Origin of the sequence: Rhodococcus sp. 21391, assembly GCF_016772255.1 — a bacterium.
Classification (GTDB): Bacteria; Actinomycetota; Actinomycetes; order Mycobacteriales; family Mycobacteriaceae; genus Rhodococcus_F; species Rhodococcus_F opacus.
This window is the reverse complement of record NZ_CP063781.1, coordinates 1,441,204-1,461,271: the sequence shown is the minus strand read 5'-3', so window position 1 is coordinate 1,461,271 and position 20,068 is coordinate 1,441,204. Positions and strand designations below refer to the sequence as shown.

The following is a 20,068-nucleotide window of genomic DNA, read 5'->3' as shown; positions in this document are numbered from 1 at the left end:
TGGCGCGGTCCCGCTTCGCGGTTACTCCGCGGCGAGCCTCGCCTCGCGGTCCGACTTGCCCAGGGCGTCCAGCAGAGCATCGAGTTCGCCGTCCAGGACCGCATCCAGGTTGTGGGACTTGAAACCGATCCGGTGGTCGGTGATGCGGTTCTCCGGGAAGTTGTAGGTGCGGATGCGCTCCGAACGGTCGACGGTGCGCACCTGACTCTGCCTGCCCGCCGACGCCTCGGCATCCGCGGCTTCCTCGGCGGCGGCCTGCAGCCGTGCGGCCAGCACCTGCATGGCGCGGGCCTTGTTCTGCAGCTGTGAGCGCTCGTTCTGGCAGGTCACGACGATTCCGGTGGGCAGGTGCGTGATCCGGACCGCGGAGTCGGTGGTGTTGACACCCTGACCACCCTTGCCCGAGGAGCGGTAGACGTCGATGCGCAGATCGGTTTCGTCGATCTGCACCTCCTCGACTTCTTCCGGTTCCGGGTAGATGAGGACACCGGCGGCGGACGTGTGGACGCGTCCCTGCGATTCCGTGATGGGCACGCGCTGCACGCGGTGGACACCGCCCTCGAACTTCAGTCGCGCCCAGACCCCGTCACGCACATCGCCCTTCGACTTGATCGACAGCGTCGCGTCCTTGTATCCACCCAGATCGGACACCGTCGCGTCGAGGATCTCGACACGCCAGCCGTGCCGCTCGGCGTACCGGACGTACATCCGGGCCAGATCGGAGGCGAACAGCGCGGATTCCTCGCCGCCCTCCCCCGACTTCACCTCGAGCACCACGTCGTCACCGTCGTGCGGGTCGCGGGGGGCCAGAAGGTCGGTGAGGGTCTTGTCGAGTTCCAGGACCTGTGCCTCGAGTTCGGGTACCTCGGCGGCAAAGCTGGAGTCGTCGGCGGCGAGTTCGCGCGCGGCATCCAGATCGTCCTGCGCCGACTTGAGCCTGGTGTACGTCGCCATGATCGGCGCGAGCTCGGCGAATCGCTTGCCCGCCTTGCGGGCCGCGGAAGCGTCGTTGTGCAGGGCCGGGTCCGCCAACTGCTGCTCCAGGCCGGCATGTTCGGCCAGGATGTCGTCGATGGCCGACGGCTGGGTGGTCCCTGCCATGATTCGCTCCGCTCTGCGTTTCTTTCGGGAATAGGCACAAAAAAGCCGACGCCCGGCCTGCAATTATCGCAGGACGGGCGTCGGCGGAACAGCTAGGACTCTGCAGATTCCTTGGCTGCGCCCTTGCCGGCGCGCTTGCCGTAGCGAGCCTCGAAGCGGGCGACACGTCCACCGGTGTCGAGGATCTTCTGCTTGCCGGTGTAGAACGGGTGGCACTGCGAGCAGACCTCGACGTTGATACGTCCGGTCTCCTTGGTGCTGTGGGTCTCGAAGGTGTTTCCGCAACCGCAGACCACGGTGGTGGCCACGTAGTTGGGGTGAATGCCTGACTTCATGGTGTCCCTTTCAATGGTCGCCGGGTCGCCTTCGCCGTTCGAAGACGTGAACCGGAACCGGACTCAGCCGCTCAGTATGCCAGATCGCAGGTTCGCGATCCCAATCGGCATTTGTGCTTGCGGTGTGGTCAACGCGGGTGGTCCGCGTTTTGTTCCACGGTGGTTCCCGAGGGAAAACAGCGGGGCCCGGCGACCGAGAGTCGCCGGGCCCCGCGTCGGGTCGAGATCAGTCGTCGATCGCGCCCGGAGCAGTCTTCGACACCTGCATGAGGAATTCGATGTTGCTCTTGCTCTTCTTGAGGCGGTCGATCAGCAGATCGATGGCCTGGTGCGAGTCGAGACCCGAGAGCACGCGCCGGAGCTTGTGCAGCACCGCCGCCTCGTCCGGGCTGAGCAGCAGCTCGTCCTTACGCGTTCCCGACGGGTTCACGTCCACGGCCGGGAACACACGACGTTCCGCGATCTTGCGGTCGAGCTTCAGCTCGGCGTTACCGGTGCCCTTGAACTCCTCGAAGATCACGGTGTCGCCGGTGGAACCGGTCTCGACCATGGCCGTCGCGATGATCGTGAGCGAACCGCCGTTCTCGATGTTGCGCGCAGCACCGAGGAAACGCTTCGGCGGATACAGCGCGGTCGAGTCGACACCACCGGAGAGGATGCGTCCCGAGGCCGGCGACGAGTTGTTGTACGCACGGCCGAGGCGGGTGATCGAGTCGAGGAGGACGACGACGTCCTTGCCCGCCTCCACCAGACGCTTCGCACGCTCGATGGCCAGCTCGGCGACCGAGGTGTGGTCTCCCGGCGGACGGTCGAAGGTCGAGGAGATGACCTCGCCCTTCACCGAACGCTGCATGTCGGTGACCTCTTCGGGACGCTCGTCGACCAGCACGACCATGAGGTAGCACTCGGGGTTGTTGGTCGCGATGGCGTTGGCGATGGCCTGCAGAACGCTGGTCTTACCGGCCTTCGGCGGGCTCACGATCAGCGCACGCTGTCCCTTGCCGATCGGCATCACCAGGTCGATGACACGGGTCGTCAAGATGTTCGGCGTCGTCTCCAGACGCAGCCGCTGATTCGGGTACAGCGGGGTGAGCTTGCCGAACTCGGGGCGCTTCTTTGCCGCTTCCACGTCGCCACCGTTGACGGTGTCGATGCGGACCAGCGGGTTGAACTTCTGGCGCTGGTTGCCCTGCTCGCCTTCGCGTCCGACCCGGACGGCGCCGGTGATGGCGTCGCCGCGGCGGAGACCGTTCTTGCGGATCAGGTTCATCGACACGTAGACGTCGTTCGGTCCGGCCAGGTAGCCGGAGGTCCGCACGAACGCGTAGTTGTCGAGGACGTCCAGGATGCCGGCGACCGGCTGCAGGACGTCGTCCTCGCGGATCTCGGTCTCGCGGGCGTCACCGCCGCCGCCTTCGCCGCGGTCGCGTCCACGACGACGTTCGCGGAAGCGACGTCCGCGGCGTCCGCGACCGCCTTCCTCGTCGTCGCCCGGGCGGTTGTCGTTGTTGCGCGGGCCGTTGCTGCCCTGGCTGCGGTCGCCACGGTTGTCGCGATCGCCCCGGTCACCGCGTTCGCCCCGGTCACCGCGTTCGCCCCGGTCACCGCGTTCGCCCCGGTCACCGCGTTCGCCGCGGTCACCACGAGTGTCGCCACGATCACCGCGGTCGCCGCCCCGCTCACGTCGGCTGCGGTCGCCGCCCTGTTCGCCGGAGCCGTCCTGCTTGGCCGGCTTCTCGGCGGAATCCTGACGGTCGTCGGCCTGCTTGCGCTCGGCCTGCTGCGTGTCGGTGGCATTCGCCGAGGCGGTGTCCTGAGCGTTGCCGCCCTGGTCACCCTGCTCGGGTGCGCCTGCCCGACGCGCGGATCCGCGGCGCTGACGCCCGCGACGGCCGCCTTCGGCGGTGTCGGAGTCGGCGGCTGCGCCGTCGCCCGTCGCGGGTTCGGCCGACTTGGGCTCGGCGGTCTTCTCCGTGGTCTCCGCCTGCGGAGTCACTTCGAGTTCGGTCTGAGCGGACTGTTCGCGCTTCGCGCGCGTGGCCCGGGTCCGGGGAGCGGCTTCGGTCGCGGCAGCGGCCGGGGCGGAAGAGCCGCCCTGACGCTCCTTGATCGCGGCGATCAGGTCGCCCTTGCGCATCCCCGAAATGCCCTTGATGCCCAGCTCACCTGCGAGAGTGCGGAGCTCGGTGAGCACCATTCCGGACAGCCCGGCACCCCGGCGCGCCTCGGCGCGCTTGGTGGAGGCTGTCACGGCACCGGTGTCGGGTGCGGTCGATGACGCCTGTGAAGAGTCGCCTGCCTGCGCGCCAACGGTATCCACCGAGGAGGCGCGCACAGGAGCGGCGATGAGGTCCGTATCGGTCACGGAGGTCCTTTCCTTCCCTCACTCGCGCTGCGCAGAGTCGAGGGTTCGTCCCGCAATTCGGTTTCGAATACCGAATTCGGATGTGCCGTACGTAGTTGCATGTGAAGAACTGCCGGCTTGCCCGCCATCACATCACCCTTGAAACAGGCGCGTACTCGCAATCCCTACACGACAGATAGTGCGGAGGATCGTGCCAGGAGCCGTCAACCCCGATTGACCTGGAGTAATTGCCCTGGTGAAGCACCGGCGTCTGATGCGCACGATGTACGGACATTGCCCAGGATAGCTGTGAACGACCGTAGGGGCAAGGAGACGCCCCTACGGCGTGTCAGCTGGTCCGGACGCCGTCCGCCACGTCCAGTTCGAGAACCTGCAACCCCTCGGCCTCGGCCTGCGCTCGAAGATCCACGGGGAAAGGCTCCGTGGTCAATGCGAGGACGGTCGGTCCGGCTCCCGAGACGGTGGCGGCGATACCCGCCTTACGGAGGACGGCGATCCATCGCGTCGTGAGCGGGAGAGCCGGAGCGCGCTGCGTCTGATGCAGTCGGTCCTCGGTGGCCGCCATCAGAAGGTCGGGACGCTCTGTGAGCGCCACCACAGCGAGCGCCCCGCGGCTGACGTTGAACGCCGCGTCCCGGTGGGGAACCGTCTCGGGCAACAGACCCCGCGTGTGGGCGGTCGACGAGCGCTCCCCCGGCACGAGAGCGACGACGCGGATCGCGGGATGGACCTTCAGCGCGACCGCCGAGTAGATGTCGGTGGCCGCGGGCGCTCCGTCGGTCTGCTCGCCCGCGCAACTCCACGACACCACGGCACCGCCGAGCACGCTCGCCGACGCGTTGTCGGGGTGCCCTTCGAATTCGGACGACAGCTGGACGAGCTGATCGAGCGACAGTCCGAGTTCGGGGTCGAGCTTGATCGCCAGGCCGTTGGCGGCCGCCAGCCCCCCGACGACGGCGGAGGCCGACGAACCCAGGCCCCGAGAATGGGGTATCGCGTTGCGGCACACCACATCCAGGCCTTCAGCCCACACACCCGCCGATTCCAGGCCACGTTCGATGGCCCGGACCACGAGATGGGACGGACCCCACGGCACGTCGTCGGCACCCTCGCCTTCGACCCGGATCTTCAGCCCCGAACCCGTGGTGGTCACGGTGATCTCGTCGTACAGTCCGAGCGCGATGCCCAGCGTGTCGAAGCCCGGGCCGAGGTTGGCGCTCGACGCAGGCACGCGGGCGGTCACGGTGAGGCCGGTGGGGAGGGTCTGTGTCATGGCAGCGGTGTGGTCCTGCGGCGTGGTGGGCGTGGGCGCCACCACTACGCCAGCTCGAGGGCCGACGCGACCGCGACAGGATCGACCGGGATCGGTTGAACCTCAGGCATACCCGCCAACGCCGTGTCGGGGTCCTTGAGGCCGTTACCGGTGACCGTGCAGACGACGGTCAGCCCCGAGTCCAGCCAGCCCTCCTTGCGGGCGGCGAGCAGACCTGCGACGCTCGCGGCCGAGGCGGGCTCGACGAACACCCCTTCGGTCCTGGCGATCAGCCGGTACGCCTCGAGGATCTCGTCGTCGGTCGCGGCCCGGAAGGCGCCGTGCGACTCTTCCTTGGCGGTGACCGCGCCGTTCCAGGACGCGGGCGAGCCGATGCGGATCGCGGTCGCGATCGTCTCCGGGTCCTTCACCGGTGCGCCGTGGACGAGCGGGGCGGCGCCGGCGGCCTGGACGCCGAGCATGCGCGGCTTCACGCCGGTGAGCCCGTCCGCGTAGTACTCGGAGTACCCGCGCCAGTACGCGGTGATGTTGCCTGCGTTGCCGACCGGGAGCACGTGCACGTCGGGGGCCTTGCCCAGTGCGTCGCAGATCTCGAAGGCCGCGGTCTTCTGGCCCTCGATGCGGACCGGGTTGACCGAGTTCACGAGCCCGATCGTGGGGAACTCCGCGGTGGTCTTGCGGGCCAGTTCGAGACAGTCGTCGAAGTTGCCCTGCACCTGGATGATCCGGGCGCCGTGCATGACGGCCTGCGCGAGCTTGCCCATCGCGATCTTGCCCTGGGGCACCAGCACGGCGCAGGTCATCTTCGCCTTCGCGGCGTACGCGGCGGCGGAAGCGGACGTGTTACCCGTGGACGCGCAGAGGACCGCCTGCTGGCCGCGGGCGAGCGCGTCGGTGACGGCCATCGTCATGCCGCGGTCCTTGAACGAACCGGTCGGGTTGAGCCCCTCGACCTTCAGGTAGACGTCGCAACCGGTGAGTTCCGAGAGGTGCCCGGCGGGCAGCAGCGGGGTACCGCCCTCGCGCAGGGTGACCGTCTTCCAGTTCGGTCCGATGGCGAGGCGGTCGCGGTAAGCCTCGATCAGCCCCGGCCAGGGGACGTGAACGGGGTTACGGGTGCCGGTCATTGTTCGGTGCCTTCCAGTCGCAGCACGCTGGTCACAGCGGTGACGAATTCGAGTTTGCTCAGTGCCTCAACGGTTTCCGACAGAGCAGAATCCGTCGCGACGTGGGTCACGACGACGAGGCGGGCACCGTCGCCGGCGCCTTCCTGCCGCACGGTGGAGATGCTGACGCCGTGCTGCGAGAATTCGGCAGCCACCGCCGACAGGACCCCGGCCTTGTCCGTCACCTGCATGTTGACGTAGTAGCGCGTGGGGATGTCGCCGATCGGCGCGATCTTCAGCTTGGCGTACTTGGACTCGCGGGGTCCGCGGCCACCGTTCACCTTGTTGCGCGCGGCCATCACCAGGTCGCCCATCACGGCCGACGCGGTGGGGGCGCCGCCTGCGCCCTGCCCGTAGAACATCAGGCGTCCGGCGTTCTCCGCCTCGACGACGACGGCGTTGAACGCACCGTTGACCGAGGCCAGCGGATGTTCCAGCGGCACGAGCGCCGGGTAGACCCGCGCGGAGATCCGCTCCTTGCCCTCGGGGGTGGTGATCCGCTCGCAGATGGACAGCAGCTTGATCGTGCAGTCGAGTGCACGAGCCGACGTCAGGTCGGCCGCGGTGATCTTGGAGATCCCCTCGCGGTACACGTCGGCGGCCGTGACCCGGGTGTGGAATGCGATCGACGCGAGGATCGCCGCCTTGGCGGCGGCGTCGTAGCCCTCCACGTCGGCGGTCGGATCGGCCTCTGCGTATCCCAGGCGTCCGGCCTCGGCGAGGGTCGCGGCGTAGTCCGCGCCGGTCTCGTCCATCGCCGACAGGATGAAGTTGGTGGTTCCGTTCACGATTCCGGCGACCTTGTTCACCCGGTCACCGGCGAGGGACTGGATGAGCGGGCGGATCACGGGGATCGCGCCGGCCACGGCGGCCTCGAAGTAGAGGTCGACGTTGTGCAGTTCCGCGGCCTCGGCCAGTTCACCCGTGTGATCGGCGAGCAGCGCCTTGTTGGCGGTGACGACGGACTTGCCGGAGTTGAGCGCCGAGAGGATCAGCTTGCGGGGCAGGTCCATGCCGCCGATCACCTCGACGACGAGGTCGACGTCGTCGCGGGCCACAAGTGACTCCGCGTCGGTGGTCTGCAACTCCTCGGGAATTCCGCGGTCCTTGCCGGGGCGGCGCACGGCCACTCCGCGCAGTTCCAGCGGGGCACCGACGCGAGCCTCGAGGTCTTCGCTGTGCTCCCGCAGGATGCGCACGACCTCGCTCCCGACGTTGCCGAGGCCGAGGACGGCCACACCGATAGCGCGATGCGCCGATTCGCTCGTCACTCCTGTACCTCCAAGCTCAGCAGGTCTTCCACGGTTTCCCTCCGGAGGATCACGCGCGACTGTCCGTCGCGCACCGCCACCACGGCAGGGCGGGCGAGCAGGTTGTACCTGCTCGACATCGAATAGCAGTATGCACCGGTGGCCGCGACGGCGAGCAAATCGCCGGCGTCGATGTCCTCGGGCATCCAGGTGTCGCGGATCACGACGTCGCCGGACTCGCAGTGCTTACCGACGACGCGGGACACCACCGGTGCCGCGTCGCTGACCCGCGAGACCAGTTTGGCCTCGTACTCCGCCTGGTACAGCGCGGTGCGGATGTTGTCGCTCATTCCGCCGTCGACGCTGACGTACCGGCGGGTGAGGTTGGCGCCGACGGTGACGTCCTTGATGGTGCCGACCTCGTACAGCGTCACCGTGCCGGGTCCGGCGATCGCGCGTCCGGGTTCGACGGCCAGCGTCGGCTCCGGCAGACCGGCGAGCGCCGACTCGTTGCGCACGATGTCGCCGAGTTTGGCGGCGAGCCGGTCGACCGGCGGCGGGTCGTCGGTGGGGACGTAGGAGATTCCCATGCCGCCGCCGAGGTCGATGATCGAGATCTGGGCGGTCTTGTCCACACCGAACTCCGCGACGACGTCCCGCAGCAGCCCGATCACGCGGTGTGCGGCCAACTCGAAGCCGTCGACGTCGAAGATCTGCGAGCCGATGTGGCTGTGGAGTCCGACCAGCCGCAGATTGTCGGCGGCGAAGACCTGGCGGACCGCGTCGATCGCCTTTCCGCCCGCGAGCGAGAACCCGAACTTCTGGTCCTCGTGGGCCGTGGAGATGAATTCGTGGGTGTGTGCCTCGACTCCGACCGTCACGCGGATCAGAACGTCCTGCAGCACACCGGCTTCGGCGGCCACCTTGTCGAGGCGGTCGATCTCCGTGGCGGAGTCGAGCACGATGTGCCCGACCCGGGCCGACACGGCGGCGTTCAGCTCGGCGACCGATTTGTTGTTGCCGTGCATGGCAATTCGCTCCGCCGGGAATCCGGCGTGCAGGGCGACCGCCAGTTCACCGCCCGACGCGACGTCCAGGGACAGGCCCTCGTCGGCGACCCAGCGGGCGATCTCGCCGCACAGGAACGCCTTGGACGCGTAGTGCACCTTGGCGGTGGGCCCGAACGCACGGGCCATGTCGCGGCAGCGGGACCGGAAGTCGTCCTCGTCGACCACGAACAATGGGGTGCCGTACTTCTCGGCCAATTCGGTGACCGGGATGCCCGCCAGGCTGACGACTCCGTCCGCGGCGCGGCGCGCGTTGCGGGGCCATACCTCGGGAGAGAGTGCGGCGAATGCGGCCGCGTCGGCGGGACGTTCGGGCAGACCGGGTGCGTGCAGCTGTTCGGCGTGCTTGGGACCTGCGGGGTGCGCGTTCACATCTGCTCCGGTGCGCTGACGCCGAGCAGGGCCAGTCCGTTGGACAGGACCTGACGGGACGCGTCGCACAGCGCCAGTCGCGCGATGTGCAGCGGGCCGATTTCCTCGTCACCCTGGGGCAGGATCCGGCAGGCGCCGTAGAACCGGTGATAGGCACCGGCCAGCTCCTCGAGATACCGCGCAATACGGTGCGGCTCACGCAGATTCGCGGCACTGGTGACGACGCGCGGGTACTCGCCGAGGGTGCGGATCAGATCGCCCTCCTGCTCCGAGACGAGCAGCGAGAAGTCGGGATCCGTGACCGCGACACCGAGGTCGGCGGCGTTGCGGGCGATGGCCGACAGGCGGGCGTGCGCGTATTGCACGTAGTACACCGGGTTCTCGTTGCCGGTGCTCGTCCACAGTTCGAGGTCGATGTCGATGCTCGAATCCACCGACGACCGGATCATCGCGTACCGCGACGCGTCGACGCCGATCGCCTCGACGAGGTCGTCGAGGGTGATGACCGTCCCGGCGCGCTTGCTCATCTTCACGGCCACACCGTCGCGGACGAGGTTCACCATCTGGCCGATCAGCACCTCGACGGTGTCGGGGTCGTCGCCGAACGCGGCCGCAGCCGCCTTGAGCCGGCCGATGTACCCGTGGTGGTCGGCACCGAGCATGTAGATGCACAGGTCGAAGCCGCGGGAGCGCTTGTCCTGGAAGTAGGCGATGTCACCGGCGATGTACGCCGCGTTGCCGTCGCTCTTGATGACGACGCGGTCCTTGTCGTCGCCGAAGTCGGTGCTCTTGAGCCACCAGGCGCCGTCCTCCTGGAACAGGTTGCCGGAGTCCTTGAGCGTCTCGACGGCCTTCTCCACCGCACCGGACTCGAACAGCGAGTTCTCGTGGAAGTAGACGTCGAAGTCGACGCCGAACTCGTGCAGGGTGCGCTTGATGTGGGCGAACATCAGGTCGACGCCGATGGCGCGGAAGACTTCCTGCTGCTCGCCCGCGGGCAGTTCCAGCACGTCGGGGCGCTGCTGCTGCACCTGGGTGGCGATGTCGGCGATGTACGCGCCCGCGTAGCCGTCCTCGGGGGCGGGTTCGCCCTTGGCGGCCGCGATCAGCGAGCGGGAGAACCGGTCGATCTGGGCGCCGTGGTCGTTGAAGTAGTACTCGCGGGTGACCGCCGCGCCCTGGGTGGACAGGATCCGGCCCAGCGCGTCGCCCACGGCCGCCCAGCGCGTTCCACCGAGGTGGATGGGGCCGGTGGGGTTGGCCGAGACGAACTCGAGGTTGATCTTCTTGCCGTCGAGCGTGTGTCCGGATCCGAACGCGGCACCCTCCTCGAGGATCTTCGCGACGATCACGCCCTGCGCGTCGGCGGCCAGGCGGATGTTGAGGAATCCCGGGCCCGCGATGTCGGCGCTGTCGATGCCCGCGGCCGCGGTCAGCGCCTCGGCGAGCCAGCCGGCCAGCTCACGCGGGTTGGTACCGACCTTCTTGGCCACCTGCATCGCGACGTTGGTGGCGTAATCGCCGTGCTCGGGATTGCGCGGACGCTCGACCGTGAGAGTTTCGGGAAGCACGGACACGTCGAGTCCGCGTTCGGCGAGCACTTTCGCGGCGGTTCCGCGGAGCAGTTCGGCAAGGTCAGCTGGAGTCACAGGTATCTATCCTATGGCCAACGCGTCCCGGGCGGTGATCCGCCTTCCCGCGAGTCTCGCCGCGGGCCCGGCGACCGCCGGCGAGCGTGGCCGCGGCCACTCTCCCAGGTTGCGCTCAGGGTGGGAAAGTACAGTGGTGTCGCCCTGAGTCCCGGCCCTCAGCTTCCGGTTACCGGGGGTCGAGCGCCCGTAACCCACACACCGAAAGATCACAATCGATGCCAAGCGGTTCGGAAAGTCGCGGTCCCGATAAGAACTCGGGCGCGAAATCGGCGAAGGCCATCAAGGCCGCCAAGAAGAGGAGCGGCGGCGCGAAAGTCAAGGGTGGCGCGTCCGCTCCGCGGAACATCCCCTGGCTGACGATCGGCGCCGGAGCTGCCGTTCTCGCACTCGTGGCGATCCTCGCGATCAACCTGGTCCCCAAGTACCAGGCCAAGGAAGAAGCCGCGAAGTACGCACCGAGCGCCGAGAATCCCGACCCGTCGGTCAACATCGACGGCGTCGTCAAGGTCGACTACCCGGCCGGCATCCACATCCAGCCGACGCAGCGCGTCGCGTACGACCAGTCGCCCCCGTTCGGTGGCCCGCACGACGCCATCTGGGCGACGTGCACCGGCACGGTCTACCCGAACGCGATCCGCACCGAGAACGCCGTGCACTCGCTCGAGCACGGCGCCGTGTGGATCGCCTACAACCCGGACGAGCTGTCCGCCGACCAGGTCGAGACGCTGAAGGACAAGGTGGACGGCGAGACGTACACGCTGATGTCGCCGTTCCCGGGCCTCGACAGCCCGGTCTCGCTGCAGTCGTGGGGGCACCAGCTGAAGCTGGACAGCGTCGACGACGAGCGCATCGACCAGTTCATCACCGCGCTGCGGATCAACAAGAACACCTACCCGGAGGTCGGCGCGAGCTGCTCGTCCATCCCGGGCTCCGGTTTCGACCCCGACAACCCGCCGCCGTTCGACCCGAGCGCACCCGGCGCGGACGCGGTGCCGATGGACGGTGGCGGTATCAGCCCCGACCAGTCCGAGTCCGGTGGCGCGGGGGCGCAGCTGCCCAGCGGCATGCAGCTCCCGAGCGACCTGCAGCTGCCGTCCGATCTGCAGCAGGCGCCGGCTGAGGGCGGAAATGGCTAGTTCTGCCGAACCCGGGGACGGACCCGAGACCCACTCCGCGGACGATCCAGCCCCGTCCCGGCCCAGTCAGCGCACAGCGCTGCTGGTCATCGGGCTGATCGGCGCCATCGCCCTCGGATTCGCGCTCGGGTTCCTCGCCCGGCTTCCGCTCGAGGACTCCGGCGCCCCGGTTCCCGAGGCCGGTTCCGTCGATGTCGGATTCGCGCAGGACATGAGCGTGCATCACAGCCAGGCGGTGGAGATGTCGGCGATCGCGCTGGCGGGCGCCACCGACCCGGCGGTGCGCGGCCTCGCGTACGACATCCTCACCACGCAGCAAAATCAGCTCGGGCAGATGCAGGGCTGGCTCGCGCTGTGGGATCAGCCGGCGCTGCCGTCCGGCGGCTACATGGGCTGGATGGAATCCGAGCACTCGGACGGTCACGACCACGGATCCGCCGACAGCGGGCACATGGGATCGATGTCGAAGATGCCGGGCATGGCGTCCTCGGAGGACATGGCCGCGTTGCGTCAGGCCACCGGTCCGGCCGTCGACGTCCTGTACCTCCAGCTGATGCTGCGTCACCACCAGGGCGGACTTCCGATGATGGAGTACGCGGCCCAGCACGCGTCGGAGGACGCGGTGCGCTCTCTCGCGCAGACGATGGTGGACACCCAGCAGAGCGAGTCGACGGTGATGACGAACATGCTCACCGCGAAGGGCGCTGCTCCCCTCCCGATGAACTGACTTCCGGCTTCACGACCACGTCCAGTCGCGCACCTCGGGCATGTCCTCGAGGTGCGCGACGACGTATTCGCCGTGCCGTTCGAGTTGCCGGAGGCAGAAATCGGCCAGTTCGCCGGCCCCGGCCGGCTCTCTCCGCGTGCGTCGCAGGGCCTCGAGGACCAGGTGATAGCGGCTCATCCGGTTGAGCACGACCATGTCGAACGGTGTCGTCGTGGTGCCCTGTTCGCTGAAGCCGCGAACGTGGAACCGGTCCGGGGCGGGACGCCCGTGGATCAGCTCGTGGACGGCGCGCGAGTACCCGTGGAACGCGAACACCACGTCCGTGTCCGCGGTGAACAGGTCGAGGAACATGCGTGCGTCGAATCCGTGCGGGTGTTCGGTGGGGGTGAGCAACCCCATCAGGTCGACGACGTTGACCACCCGGGTGACCAGGTCCGGCGTGTGTTCGCGCAGCAACTGCGCCGCGGCGAGGATCTCCTGGGTCGGGACGTCCCCGGCGGCGGCGAGCACGACGTCCGGGTCGGCGCCCACCGCGCCTTCCGTCCCCGCCCACTCCCACACCGACGCCCCGGCCGCGCAGTGCGCATGCGCCTCCGCGAGGGTCAGGTACTGCAGGTGCGGCTGCTTGTCGACCACGATGAGATTGACGTGGTCGGTGCTGCGGAGGCAGTGGTCGGCGATGGAGAGCAGAGTGTTCGAGTCGGGTGGCAGCCAGATCCGGACGACATCCGGTGCGAGCGGGATGACGGCGTCGATCATGCCCGGGCCCTGATGACTGAACCCGTTGTGGTCGTTGCGCCAGCACGTGCTGGTCAGCAGGACGTTCAGCGACGCCACCGGTGCCCGCCACGGCAGATCCACCGCGTGCTGCAGCCACTTCGTGTGCTGGACGAGCATCGACACGCTCACCATCGCGAACGCCTCGTAGCTGGCGAACAGCCCGTGCCGCCCCGACAGCAGATATCCCTCCAGCCATCCCTCGCAGAGGTGCTCGCTGAGCACTTCCATCACCCGGCCGCGGGCCGACAGTCCGTCGTCGTAGTCGGTGACCGGCAGCTGCCAGCAGCGGTCGGTCACCTCGAACACGGCGCCCAACCGGTTGCTGGCCGTTTCGTCCGGGCAGAACAGCCGGAAGTATCCACCGCCGTCGGGCGTGGCGGTGGCGGCGTACAGGTCGCGGAGCAGTTCCCCGAGCACCCGGGTGGTCTCGTGGAGGGTGGTGCCGGGCTTCTCGATCGCGAGCGCGTACTTCTCCAGCGGCGGCACGGGAAGATCGGCACGCAGGCGGCCGCCGTTCGCGTACGGCGACGAACCCATCCGCTTGTCGCCCTGCGGCGCGAGCCGCTCGAGGTCCGGAACGAGTGCGCCGGAGGAGTCGAACAGTTCACCGGGGCCGTAGGACCGCATCCACTCCTCGAGCTGACGGAGATGCGCCTCGTCGGTCCGCACCCCCGACAGCGGAACCTGATGCGCCCGGTGCGTGCCCTCGACGAGCACGCCGTCGACGGTGCGCGGACCGGTCCAGCCCTTCGGGGTCCGCAGCACGATCGCCGGCCACTTGGCTGCGCTGCGCCGGCCGGCCCGCGCCTCCCGCTGCAGGTCGGAGATCGCTGCGTGCGCGTCGGTGAGGGCGCGATGCAGCGCCGGGAAGACATGCCTCGGGTCGTCGCCGGAGACGACGGTCGGCGCCCAGCCCTGACCGCCGAGGAACGCCTCGACGTCCGCGTCGCTGCTGCGACCGTAGACGGTGGGCCCGGCGATCTTCGCTCCGTTGACGTGCAGGATCGGCAACACCGCTCCGTCACGTTCCGGATTGAGGAATGCGGGGAGTTTCCACGAACCGGACAGTGGTCCGGTCTCGGCCTCGCCGTCTCCGATCACGCACGCCACCAACAGGTTCGGGTGATCGAATGCCGCACCGGCGGCATGCGCGAGAGCGTAGCCGAGCTCGCCACCCTCGTGGATGCTGCCCGGCGTCTGCACACTGACGTGACTCGGGATGCCACCCGGCGTCGAGAACTGCCGGCAGAGACGGTGGATACCGGCGGCATCGCGGGACACGCCCGGGTACACCTCCGAGTACGTCCCCTCCAGGTACGTGGCGGCGACGAGCGCAGGGCCACCGTGTCCGGGACCCGTCACGTAGAGACAGTCGGTGTCGGTCCGGCGGATGAGACGGTTCAGCAGGGCGTAGATCATCGACAGACCCGGGCTCGTCCCCCAGTGCCCGAGGAGCCGGGGTTTGATGTGTTCGGGGCGCAGCGGCGCACGCAGAAGCGCGTTGTCCTGCAGGTAGATCTGCGCGACCGTCAGATAGTTGGCCGCCGCCCACCACCGCAGGTCCAGATCGAGGTCGGAATCGGAATAGTGCCCGTCGGAGTCCTGCGACCCGACCTGCCGTCCATCGGTCATTCTCGACCCCTCCCCGAGAGTTCGCGAGCGTCCACGTCCTCCCGACACTAGGCGTGTTCGGGCCGCTACCGGGGCGAGTCCACGAAGTAGGGGGACCGATTTGGTCGATCCCACTACCCATGCGCTACGATTGGCCAGCCCAATCGGCACACCGGATTTCCGGTGCGCCCCCGTAGCTCAGGGGATAGAGCGTTCGCCTCCGGAGCGAAAGGTCGCAGGTTCGAATCCTGCCGGGGGCACCACGAGGAACTGCGTCGCCTGTCGCGGCGCAGCCTTTCTCTCTGGTGCTACCAGTCTTCCCCGAGTGATCTCCTCGGGCTTTGTCGAGAGCTGCAGCCGCGCCGGCCGATGCCGCGCACATCGATCGAACGCTGGCCTCCTCCATTGCGGGTTCCGCGGCAACAACTCTCTGCCGAAGACTCTCTCCGGCAGTGTCGACCAAGGGACACCCCTGTGCAGCAACACCGCTCTCATCCACTCACCCTCGGCGTCGTCGCGCGTTCGAGCAAAACCGACGAACGCCGGCTCCCGATCCACCCGCTCCACTTCGACCGGATCGACCCCGACCTCCGTGGCCGCATCCATCTCGAGTACGGCTACGGAGAGCCCTTCGGCGTGTCCGACGAGCAGCTGGCCCTGTCGGTGGGCGGTCTGCGCACCCGGGAGCAGCTGATCGAGCACAACGACGTCCTCCTGCTGCCCAAACCTCTCGCGAAGGATCTGGCGGACCTGCGTGACGGCCAGATCCTGTGGGGGTGGCCGCACTGCGTCCAGGACACGGAGCTCACCCAGGTGGCCGTCGATCGCCACCTCACGTTGATCGCGTTCGAGGCCATGAACCACTGGAGCGTCGAGGGGTCGTTCCAGCTCCATGTCTTCCACAAGAACAACGAGCTCGCCGGATACAGCTCGGTGCTGCACGCCCTGTCGATCGCGGGGTCGACCGGCGACTACGGCCGCCGTCTCCGCGCCGTGGTCCTCGGCTTCGGTGCCACCGCCCGCGGCGCCGTCACCGCACTGAACGCCCTGGGCATTCACGACGTCCACGTCGTCACCCAGCGCGGGGTCACCGCCGTGAGCTCGCCGATCCACTCCGCGGAGATCGTGCAGTTCGATCACGACGACGCCGATCCGCGCCGCAGCCACGTCACCACGGACGAGGGCCGGATGCCGCTCGCCGGATTCCTCGCCCGGCACGACATCATCGTCAACTGCGTCCTGCAGGACACGGAGTCGCCGCTGACGTTCCTGATCGACTCGGACGTCGAGACCCTCCTGCCCGGCAGCCTCGTCGTCGACGTGTCCTGCGACGAGGGAATGGGCTTCAGCTGGGCCCGGCCCACGTCGTTCGCCGATCCGACGTTCATGATCGGTGAGAACGTCCGCTACTACGCGGTCGATCACAGCCCGTCCTACCTGTGGAATTCGGCGACGTGGGAGATCAGCGAGGCCCTGCTCCCGCACCTGGGGACCGTCCTCGACGGACCCGCCGCCTGGGACCGCAGCGACACGATCCGGCGGGCCGTCGAGATCCGCGACGGGGTCGTGCAGAACCCCCGGATCCTGTCGTTCCAGCACCGCGCGGCGGACTACCCGCACCCCGTTCTCGCCTGATTGTCGGAACGAACGGGACGCTCGTTCGATCTGACGCGACGAGCGTCCCGTTCGTCCGGGACGGCGGCGGGCTCAGGCCGGGGTGCTGCGGCGCATTTCGCGTCGGAGGATCTTCCCACTGGCCGTCTTGGGCAGTTCGTCGACGATCTCGACGCGCCTCGGGGCCTTGTAGCTCGCCAGCCGCTCCCGGCAGTACTCGACGAGGTCGTCCGTCTCGACCGTCTGCCCGGGGCGGAGGCTGACGAACGCGGCGACGGTCTCGCCACGGTAGCTGTCCGGCTCGCCGACGACGGCGGCCTCCCGGACTGCCGGGTGCCGGTACAGGACGTCCTCGACCTCGCGCGGCCAGACCTTGAACCCGGACGCGTTGATCATGTCCTTCTTGCGATCGACGACGTACACCCAGCCCTGGGCGTCCATGAAGCCCACATCGCCGGTGAGCAACCGGCCGCCGGGCAGCGACTGCGCCGTGGCGTCCGGTTTGTTCCAGTACGCGGGCACGACCATCGGCCCGTCGACGGCGATCTCCCCGACTTCGAGCGGGTCGAGGTCGTGCCCGTCCTCCCCGACGATCCGGATCACGGCGGACGGAAGGGGCAGGCCGATCGCCAGCGTGCCCGACGACGGATCGACCGGCGCCTCCAGGTTCGGCGGGACGACGACGCACGGTGCGCTGGTCTCGGTGAGCCCATAGCCGTTGCGGATGTACTTTCCGGTCAGCTCCCGGAACCGTTCGACGATGGCAGGGGGTAGCGGGGCGCCACCGGACATCACGGCCTCCAATGAAGCGAAGCGCTCACCGGAGAAGTCGGGGTGGGCCATCAGCGCCATGTAGGCGGTGGACGGGCCGACCATGAACACCGGCCGCTCCCGCTCGAGGGCGTCGAGGACGACCCCTGCGTCGAACCGGTACGCGAGGATCAGCGGCGACGCCAGGTCGATCGCGGTGAGCAACTGGCACACCATGCCCGTGATGTGGAACAGCGGTGCGAGCGCGAAGATCGGCGAACCGGCGGGCTTGCTCTCGTACAGGCGCAGGATCGAACTGTTGACGGTGAGATTCCGGTGGGTGTTGGTCGCTCCCTTGGGGACTCCACTCGTTCCGGACGTGTACGACACGAGCGCGACGTCGTCCGGGACCAGACCGGGATCCGGCACGCCGGTACCCGCGCGCGCCCGGGCCACCTCGAGCAGGTCCGGCACGCCCTCGGCGCGCACCCGGGTCACGCCCCCGAACACCCGTGGGTCGCCGGACGTCTGGATGTCGAGTTCGCTCGCGGTCAGCGCGATCCGCACCCCCGCGGCGGATGCCCGCTCCGCCACCCGATCGGCCCACGCGTTCTCGCTGCACACGATCGCGGTGACTCCGGCGTCGGTGAGGATGTGAGAAAGCTCGTCCCGGTACATCGGGTTCAGCGGGACGACGACACCGCCCGCCTTCCACGTGCCGAGCAACGCCAGCACGAACTGCGGGATGTTCTGCAGGTAGATCGCGAGCCGGTCGCCCTTCCCGAATCCGTTCTCGGTGAGGTAGGCGGCCACACCGTCGCTGAGTTCGTCGACCTCGCGGTAGTCGAGGGTGCCCCCGAGGTACCGGATGGCCGGCCCGTCCGGGGCGGATTCGACCGCGGCCGAGAACATGTCGAGCGCTGTCCGGGCGGGGATCTCCCCCACGGAACGCGTGTTCTCGTCGTACCGATCCATCCAGGGCCTGTCGTCGTACCAGCTCATCGCGGCCGTACCGCCTCTCGCTCGTTCCGTGTTCCGACTGTCTGACGTGCTGTTCAGCGTGTTCCCGACAACCCGCCGTCGACGGGGACGACGGTGCCGGTGAGGTAGGCCCCGGCACGCGAGGAGAGGAAGATCGCGGTGCCCGCGACGTCTTCCGGGGTGCCGACCCGGCCGAGCGGGACCGATCCCTCGACCGCCTCCTTCCGCTCCGGATCGTCCAGGACGAAGGCCATCATCTTGCTCGGAAACGGTCCGGGGGCAATGGCGTTGACGGTGATCCGCTCGGCGGCCAGTGTCGCTGCGAGCTTGCGGGTGAGCATGTGGACCGCGGCCTTGCTCGCCCCGTACGAGAAGTTCTCGCTACCCGACACCACGAGTCCGTCGATCGATCCGATGTTGATCACCCGGGCGGGGTCACCGTCCGTCGCCGCGGCCCGCAGACTCGGCAGCAACGCCTGGGTGAGCATGAACACGCCCTTGACGTTGATGTCGAAGATCTTGTCGAAACCGGCGGCGGGGAAATCGTCGACCGGCGCACCCCACGTCGCTCCGGCGTTGTTCACCAGGACGTCCAGTCGGGGCGACACCTCGGCGACCCGCGCGACGAGGCCCTCGATCCCCTCCTCGGTGGACAGGTCGGCGGGGTGTGCTTGACACGTCCCCGGCCCGGCGGCGGACAGTTCGGCCGCGGCCTTCTCGCACGCCTCGGCCTTGCGGGCGGAGATGATCACGGTAGCCCCGGCCAGGACGAATCCTTGCGCGATCATCCGGCCGATACCCCGCGAACCTCCGGTGACCACCACTGTCTTGCCTGCGACGTCGAACAGTGAACCGATGTCCATGTGCGTTCCCTTCAGGGTTGGAAGACTAGGCGGCCGACGGTGCTGCCGTCACCGAGCCGGCCGATGCCGTCGGCGACGTCCGCGAGCGAGAGCCGCTCGCTGATGAGCGGCGTGATCGCACCGGAGTCGGCGAGACCGGTCAGTTCCTCGTGGCAGTCGGCGATCGCCTGCTGGTTGTACTGCTTGTACAGACCCCAGTGCAGACCGATGATCGAGTAGTTCTTGATCAGGGCGTGATTGAGGCCGGGTGTCGGGATGGTGCCGCCGGCGAAACCGATGATCAGGATCCGGCCTTCGAACGCGATGCACTTGGTGGACTTCGCGTAGGCGTCGCCGCCGACCGGGTCGTAGACGACGTCCGCGCCGCGTCCGCCGGTGAATTCCTTGACCAGCGGAACGAAATCGTCGGTGTGCCGGTCGATCACCAGATCCGCCCCCAGCCGGCGGCAGTACTCGACCTTGTCGGAGCCTCCGACGACGCCGATCACCTTCGCTCCGGCAGCCTTGCCCAATTGCACTGCGGCGCTGCCCACTCCGCCAGCGGCGGCATGGACGAGCAGCGTCTCCCCCGGCTTCAGCTGGGTGCGCCGGTGAAGGGCGAACCAGCTCGTCTGGTAGCCGATGCTCAACGCCGACGCCTCGGCGTCGTCGAGCGCGGACGGGGCGGCGAACGTGTTGGCCTCGTCCATCACGGCCATCTGGGCGAATCCGCCGCCGGGCAGGTTGGGGTTGCCGATCACCCGGTCGCCGACGGCGAAGCGGGTCACGCCGTCACCGACCTCCAGCACGTCACCGCACAGCTCGACTCCGGGTGTGAACGGCAGCGGCGGCTTGATCTGGTATTCGCCGCGGCACAGCAGCACGTCGGGGAAGTTCGCCGGTGCGGCGAGAACCTTCACCAGCACCTGGCCGGGGCCTGCTGTCGGATCCGGGACCTCCTCGAGTTGCAGCGCGGTGCGCGGCTCGCCGAGTTCGTGGACACGCCATGCCTTCATGGATTGCTTCCTGACTGTCGGTGGTGCGGC

15 protein-coding genes and 1 tRNA gene are annotated in these 20,068 nt (G+C 68.5%); 4 read left to right on the top strand and 12 right to left on the bottom strand.

What is annotated here, in order from left to right; genetic code table 11:
- Window positions 1-21: 21 nt before the first annotated feature.
- From prfA to argS, 8 genes are all read right to left on the bottom strand, one after another.
- Window positions 22-1,101: a peptide chain release factor 1 gene (gene prfA, locus GO592_RS06890; protein WP_007300048.1), complete on the bottom strand. Its 1,080-nt coding sequence runs from the start codon at window positions 1,099-1,101 to the stop codon at window positions 22-24.
- A gap of 92 nt (window positions 1,102-1,193) precedes the next feature.
- Window positions 1,194-1,436 (bottom strand): 50S ribosomal protein L31, encoded by a 243-nt coding sequence (rpmE, locus tag GO592_RS06885; protein WP_005252948.1) that lies wholly within the window; start codon window positions 1,434-1,436, stop codon window positions 1,194-1,196.
- A 226-nt stretch (window positions 1,437-1,662) separates the two neighbouring features.
- On the bottom strand, window positions 1,663-3,801 hold the full coding sequence (gene rho, locus GO592_RS06880) for a transcription termination factor Rho (RefSeq protein WP_007300047.1): 2,139 nt from the start codon (window positions 3,799-3,801) through the stop codon (window positions 1,663-1,665).
- 328 nt (window positions 3,802-4,129) lie between these two features.
- The gene (gene thrB / locus GO592_RS06875) at window positions 4,130-5,074 is read right to left on the bottom strand and encodes a homoserine kinase (RefSeq protein ID WP_039952663.1); all 945 of its coding nucleotides are present in this window, start codon (window positions 5,072-5,074) and stop codon (window positions 4,130-4,132) included.
- A gap of 44 nt (window positions 5,075-5,118) precedes the next feature.
- Window positions 5,119-6,201 carry a threonine synthase gene (thrC, locus tag GO592_RS06870; protein WP_007300046.1) on the bottom strand — a complete coding sequence of 361 codons (1,083 nt, stop codon included), beginning with the start codon at window positions 6,199-6,201 and terminating at the stop codon, window positions 5,119-5,121.
- Window positions 6,198-7,511, bottom strand: a complete 1,314-nt coding sequence (locus GO592_RS06865; RefSeq protein WP_005252944.1) for a homoserine dehydrogenase — start codon at window positions 7,509-7,511, stop codon at window positions 6,198-6,200. Before GO592_RS06865 ends, thrC begins: the two co-directional genes overlap by 4 nt.
- Entirely contained in the window at window positions 7,508-8,929 is a 1,422-nt protein-coding gene (lysA, locus tag GO592_RS06860) for a diaminopimelate decarboxylase (RefSeq protein WP_007300045.1), read from the bottom strand. The genes GO592_RS06865 and lysA overlap by 4 nt, the downstream gene beginning before the upstream one ends.
- Window positions 8,926-10,578, bottom strand: coding sequence for an arginine--tRNA ligase (gene argS / locus GO592_RS06855; RefSeq protein WP_007300044.1), 1,653 nt, complete (start codon window positions 10,576-10,578; stop codon window positions 8,926-8,928). The genes lysA and argS overlap by 4 nt, the downstream gene beginning before the upstream one ends.
- Before the next feature lie 218 nt (window positions 10,579-10,796).
- Between argS and GO592_RS06850 the strand changes: the two genes are divergently transcribed.
- Complete coding sequence (locus tag GO592_RS06850) at window positions 10,797-11,717, top strand: DUF3105 domain-containing protein (RefSeq protein WP_007300043.1); 921 nt, start codon at window positions 10,797-10,799, stop codon at window positions 11,715-11,717.
- Window positions 11,710-12,444 carry a DUF305 domain-containing protein gene (locus GO592_RS06845; protein ID WP_007300042.1) on the top strand — a complete coding sequence of 245 codons (735 nt, stop codon included), beginning with the start codon at window positions 11,710-11,712 and terminating at the stop codon, window positions 12,442-12,444. The genes GO592_RS06850 and GO592_RS06845 overlap by 8 nt, the downstream gene beginning before the upstream one ends.
- A 9-nt stretch (window positions 12,445-12,453) precedes the next feature.
- Here GO592_RS06845 and GO592_RS06840 read toward each other — a convergent pair whose 3' ends face one another.
- Window positions 12,454-14,856, bottom strand: coding sequence for a phosphoketolase family protein (locus GO592_RS06840; protein ID WP_007300041.1), 2,403 nt, complete (start codon window positions 14,854-14,856; stop codon window positions 12,454-12,456).
- A gap of 166 nt (window positions 14,857-15,022) precedes the next feature.
- Here GO592_RS06840 and GO592_RS06835 point away from each other — a divergent pair.
- Together GO592_RS06835 and GO592_RS06830 are read left to right on the top strand one after the other, a co-directional pair.
- Window positions 15,023-15,098, top strand: a tRNA-Arg gene (locus GO592_RS06835).
- Between the two features lie 211 nt (window positions 15,099-15,309).
- On the top strand, window positions 15,310-16,470 hold the full coding sequence (locus tag GO592_RS06830) for a N(5)-(carboxyethyl)ornithine synthase (protein WP_005252938.1): 1,161 nt from the start codon (window positions 15,310-15,312) through the stop codon (window positions 16,468-16,470).
- A gap of 72 nt (window positions 16,471-16,542) precedes the next feature.
- On the opposite strand, the gene GO592_RS06825 is transcribed toward GO592_RS06830, so the two are convergent.
- The 3 genes from GO592_RS06825 to GO592_RS06815 are packed head-to-tail and all read right to left on the bottom strand — an operon-like array spanning window position 16,543 to window position 20,038.
- Entirely contained in the window at window positions 16,543-18,201 is a 1,659-nt protein-coding gene (locus GO592_RS06825; RefSeq protein ID WP_007300040.1) for an AMP-binding protein, read from the bottom strand.
- A gap of 53 nt (window positions 18,202-18,254) precedes the next feature.
- Entirely contained in the window at window positions 18,255-19,043 is a 789-nt protein-coding gene (locus tag GO592_RS06820) for a RhlG family 3-oxoacyl-ACP reductase (protein ID WP_007300039.1), read from the bottom strand.
- 11 nt (window positions 19,044-19,054) lie between these two features.
- A complete protein-coding gene (locus GO592_RS06815) occupies window positions 19,055-20,038 on the bottom strand; it encodes an NADPH:quinone oxidoreductase family protein (protein ID WP_007300038.1) in 984 nt (327 codons plus the stop codon).
- Window positions 20,039-20,068: the final 30 nt, after the last annotated feature.

Excerpts from the sequence above, each read along its gene's own strand:
- GO592_RS06850 (WP_007300043.1), top strand. The coding sequence starts at position 10,797 with ATGCCAAGCGGTTCGGAAAGTCGCGGTCCCGATAAGAACTCGGGCGCG.
- prfA (WP_007300048.1), bottom strand. The coding sequence starts at position 1,101 with ATGGCAGGGACCACCCAGCCGTCGGCCATCGACGACATCCTGGCCGAA.
- thrC (WP_007300046.1), bottom strand. The coding sequence starts at position 6,201 with ATGACCGGCACCCGTAACCCCGTTCACGTCCCCTGGCCGGGGCTGATC.
- GO592_RS06820 (WP_007300039.1), bottom strand. The coding sequence starts at position 19,043 with ATGGACATCGGTTCACTGTTCGACGTCGCAGGCAAGACAGTGGTGGTC.
- GO592_RS06815 (WP_007300038.1), bottom strand. The coding sequence starts at position 20,038 with ATGAAGGCATGGCGTGTCCACGAACTCGGCGAGCCGCGCACCGCGCTG.
- GO592_RS06845 (WP_007300042.1), top strand. The coding sequence starts at position 11,710 with ATGGCTAGTTCTGCCGAACCCGGGGACGGACCCGAGACCCACTCCGCG.
- thrB (WP_039952663.1), bottom strand. The coding sequence starts at position 5,074 with ATGACACAGACCCTCCCCACCGGCCTCACCGTGACCGCCCGCGTGCCT.
- GO592_RS06840 (WP_007300041.1), bottom strand. The coding sequence starts at position 14,856 with ATGACCGATGGACGGCAGGTCGGGTCGCAGGACTCCGACGGGCACTAT.
- rpmE (WP_005252948.1), bottom strand. The coding sequence starts at position 1,436 with ATGAAGTCAGGCATTCACCCCAACTACGTGGCCACCACCGTGGTCTGC.
- GO592_RS06825 (WP_007300040.1), bottom strand. The coding sequence starts at position 18,201 with ATGAGCTGGTACGACGACAGGCCCTGGATGGATCGGTACGACGAGAAC.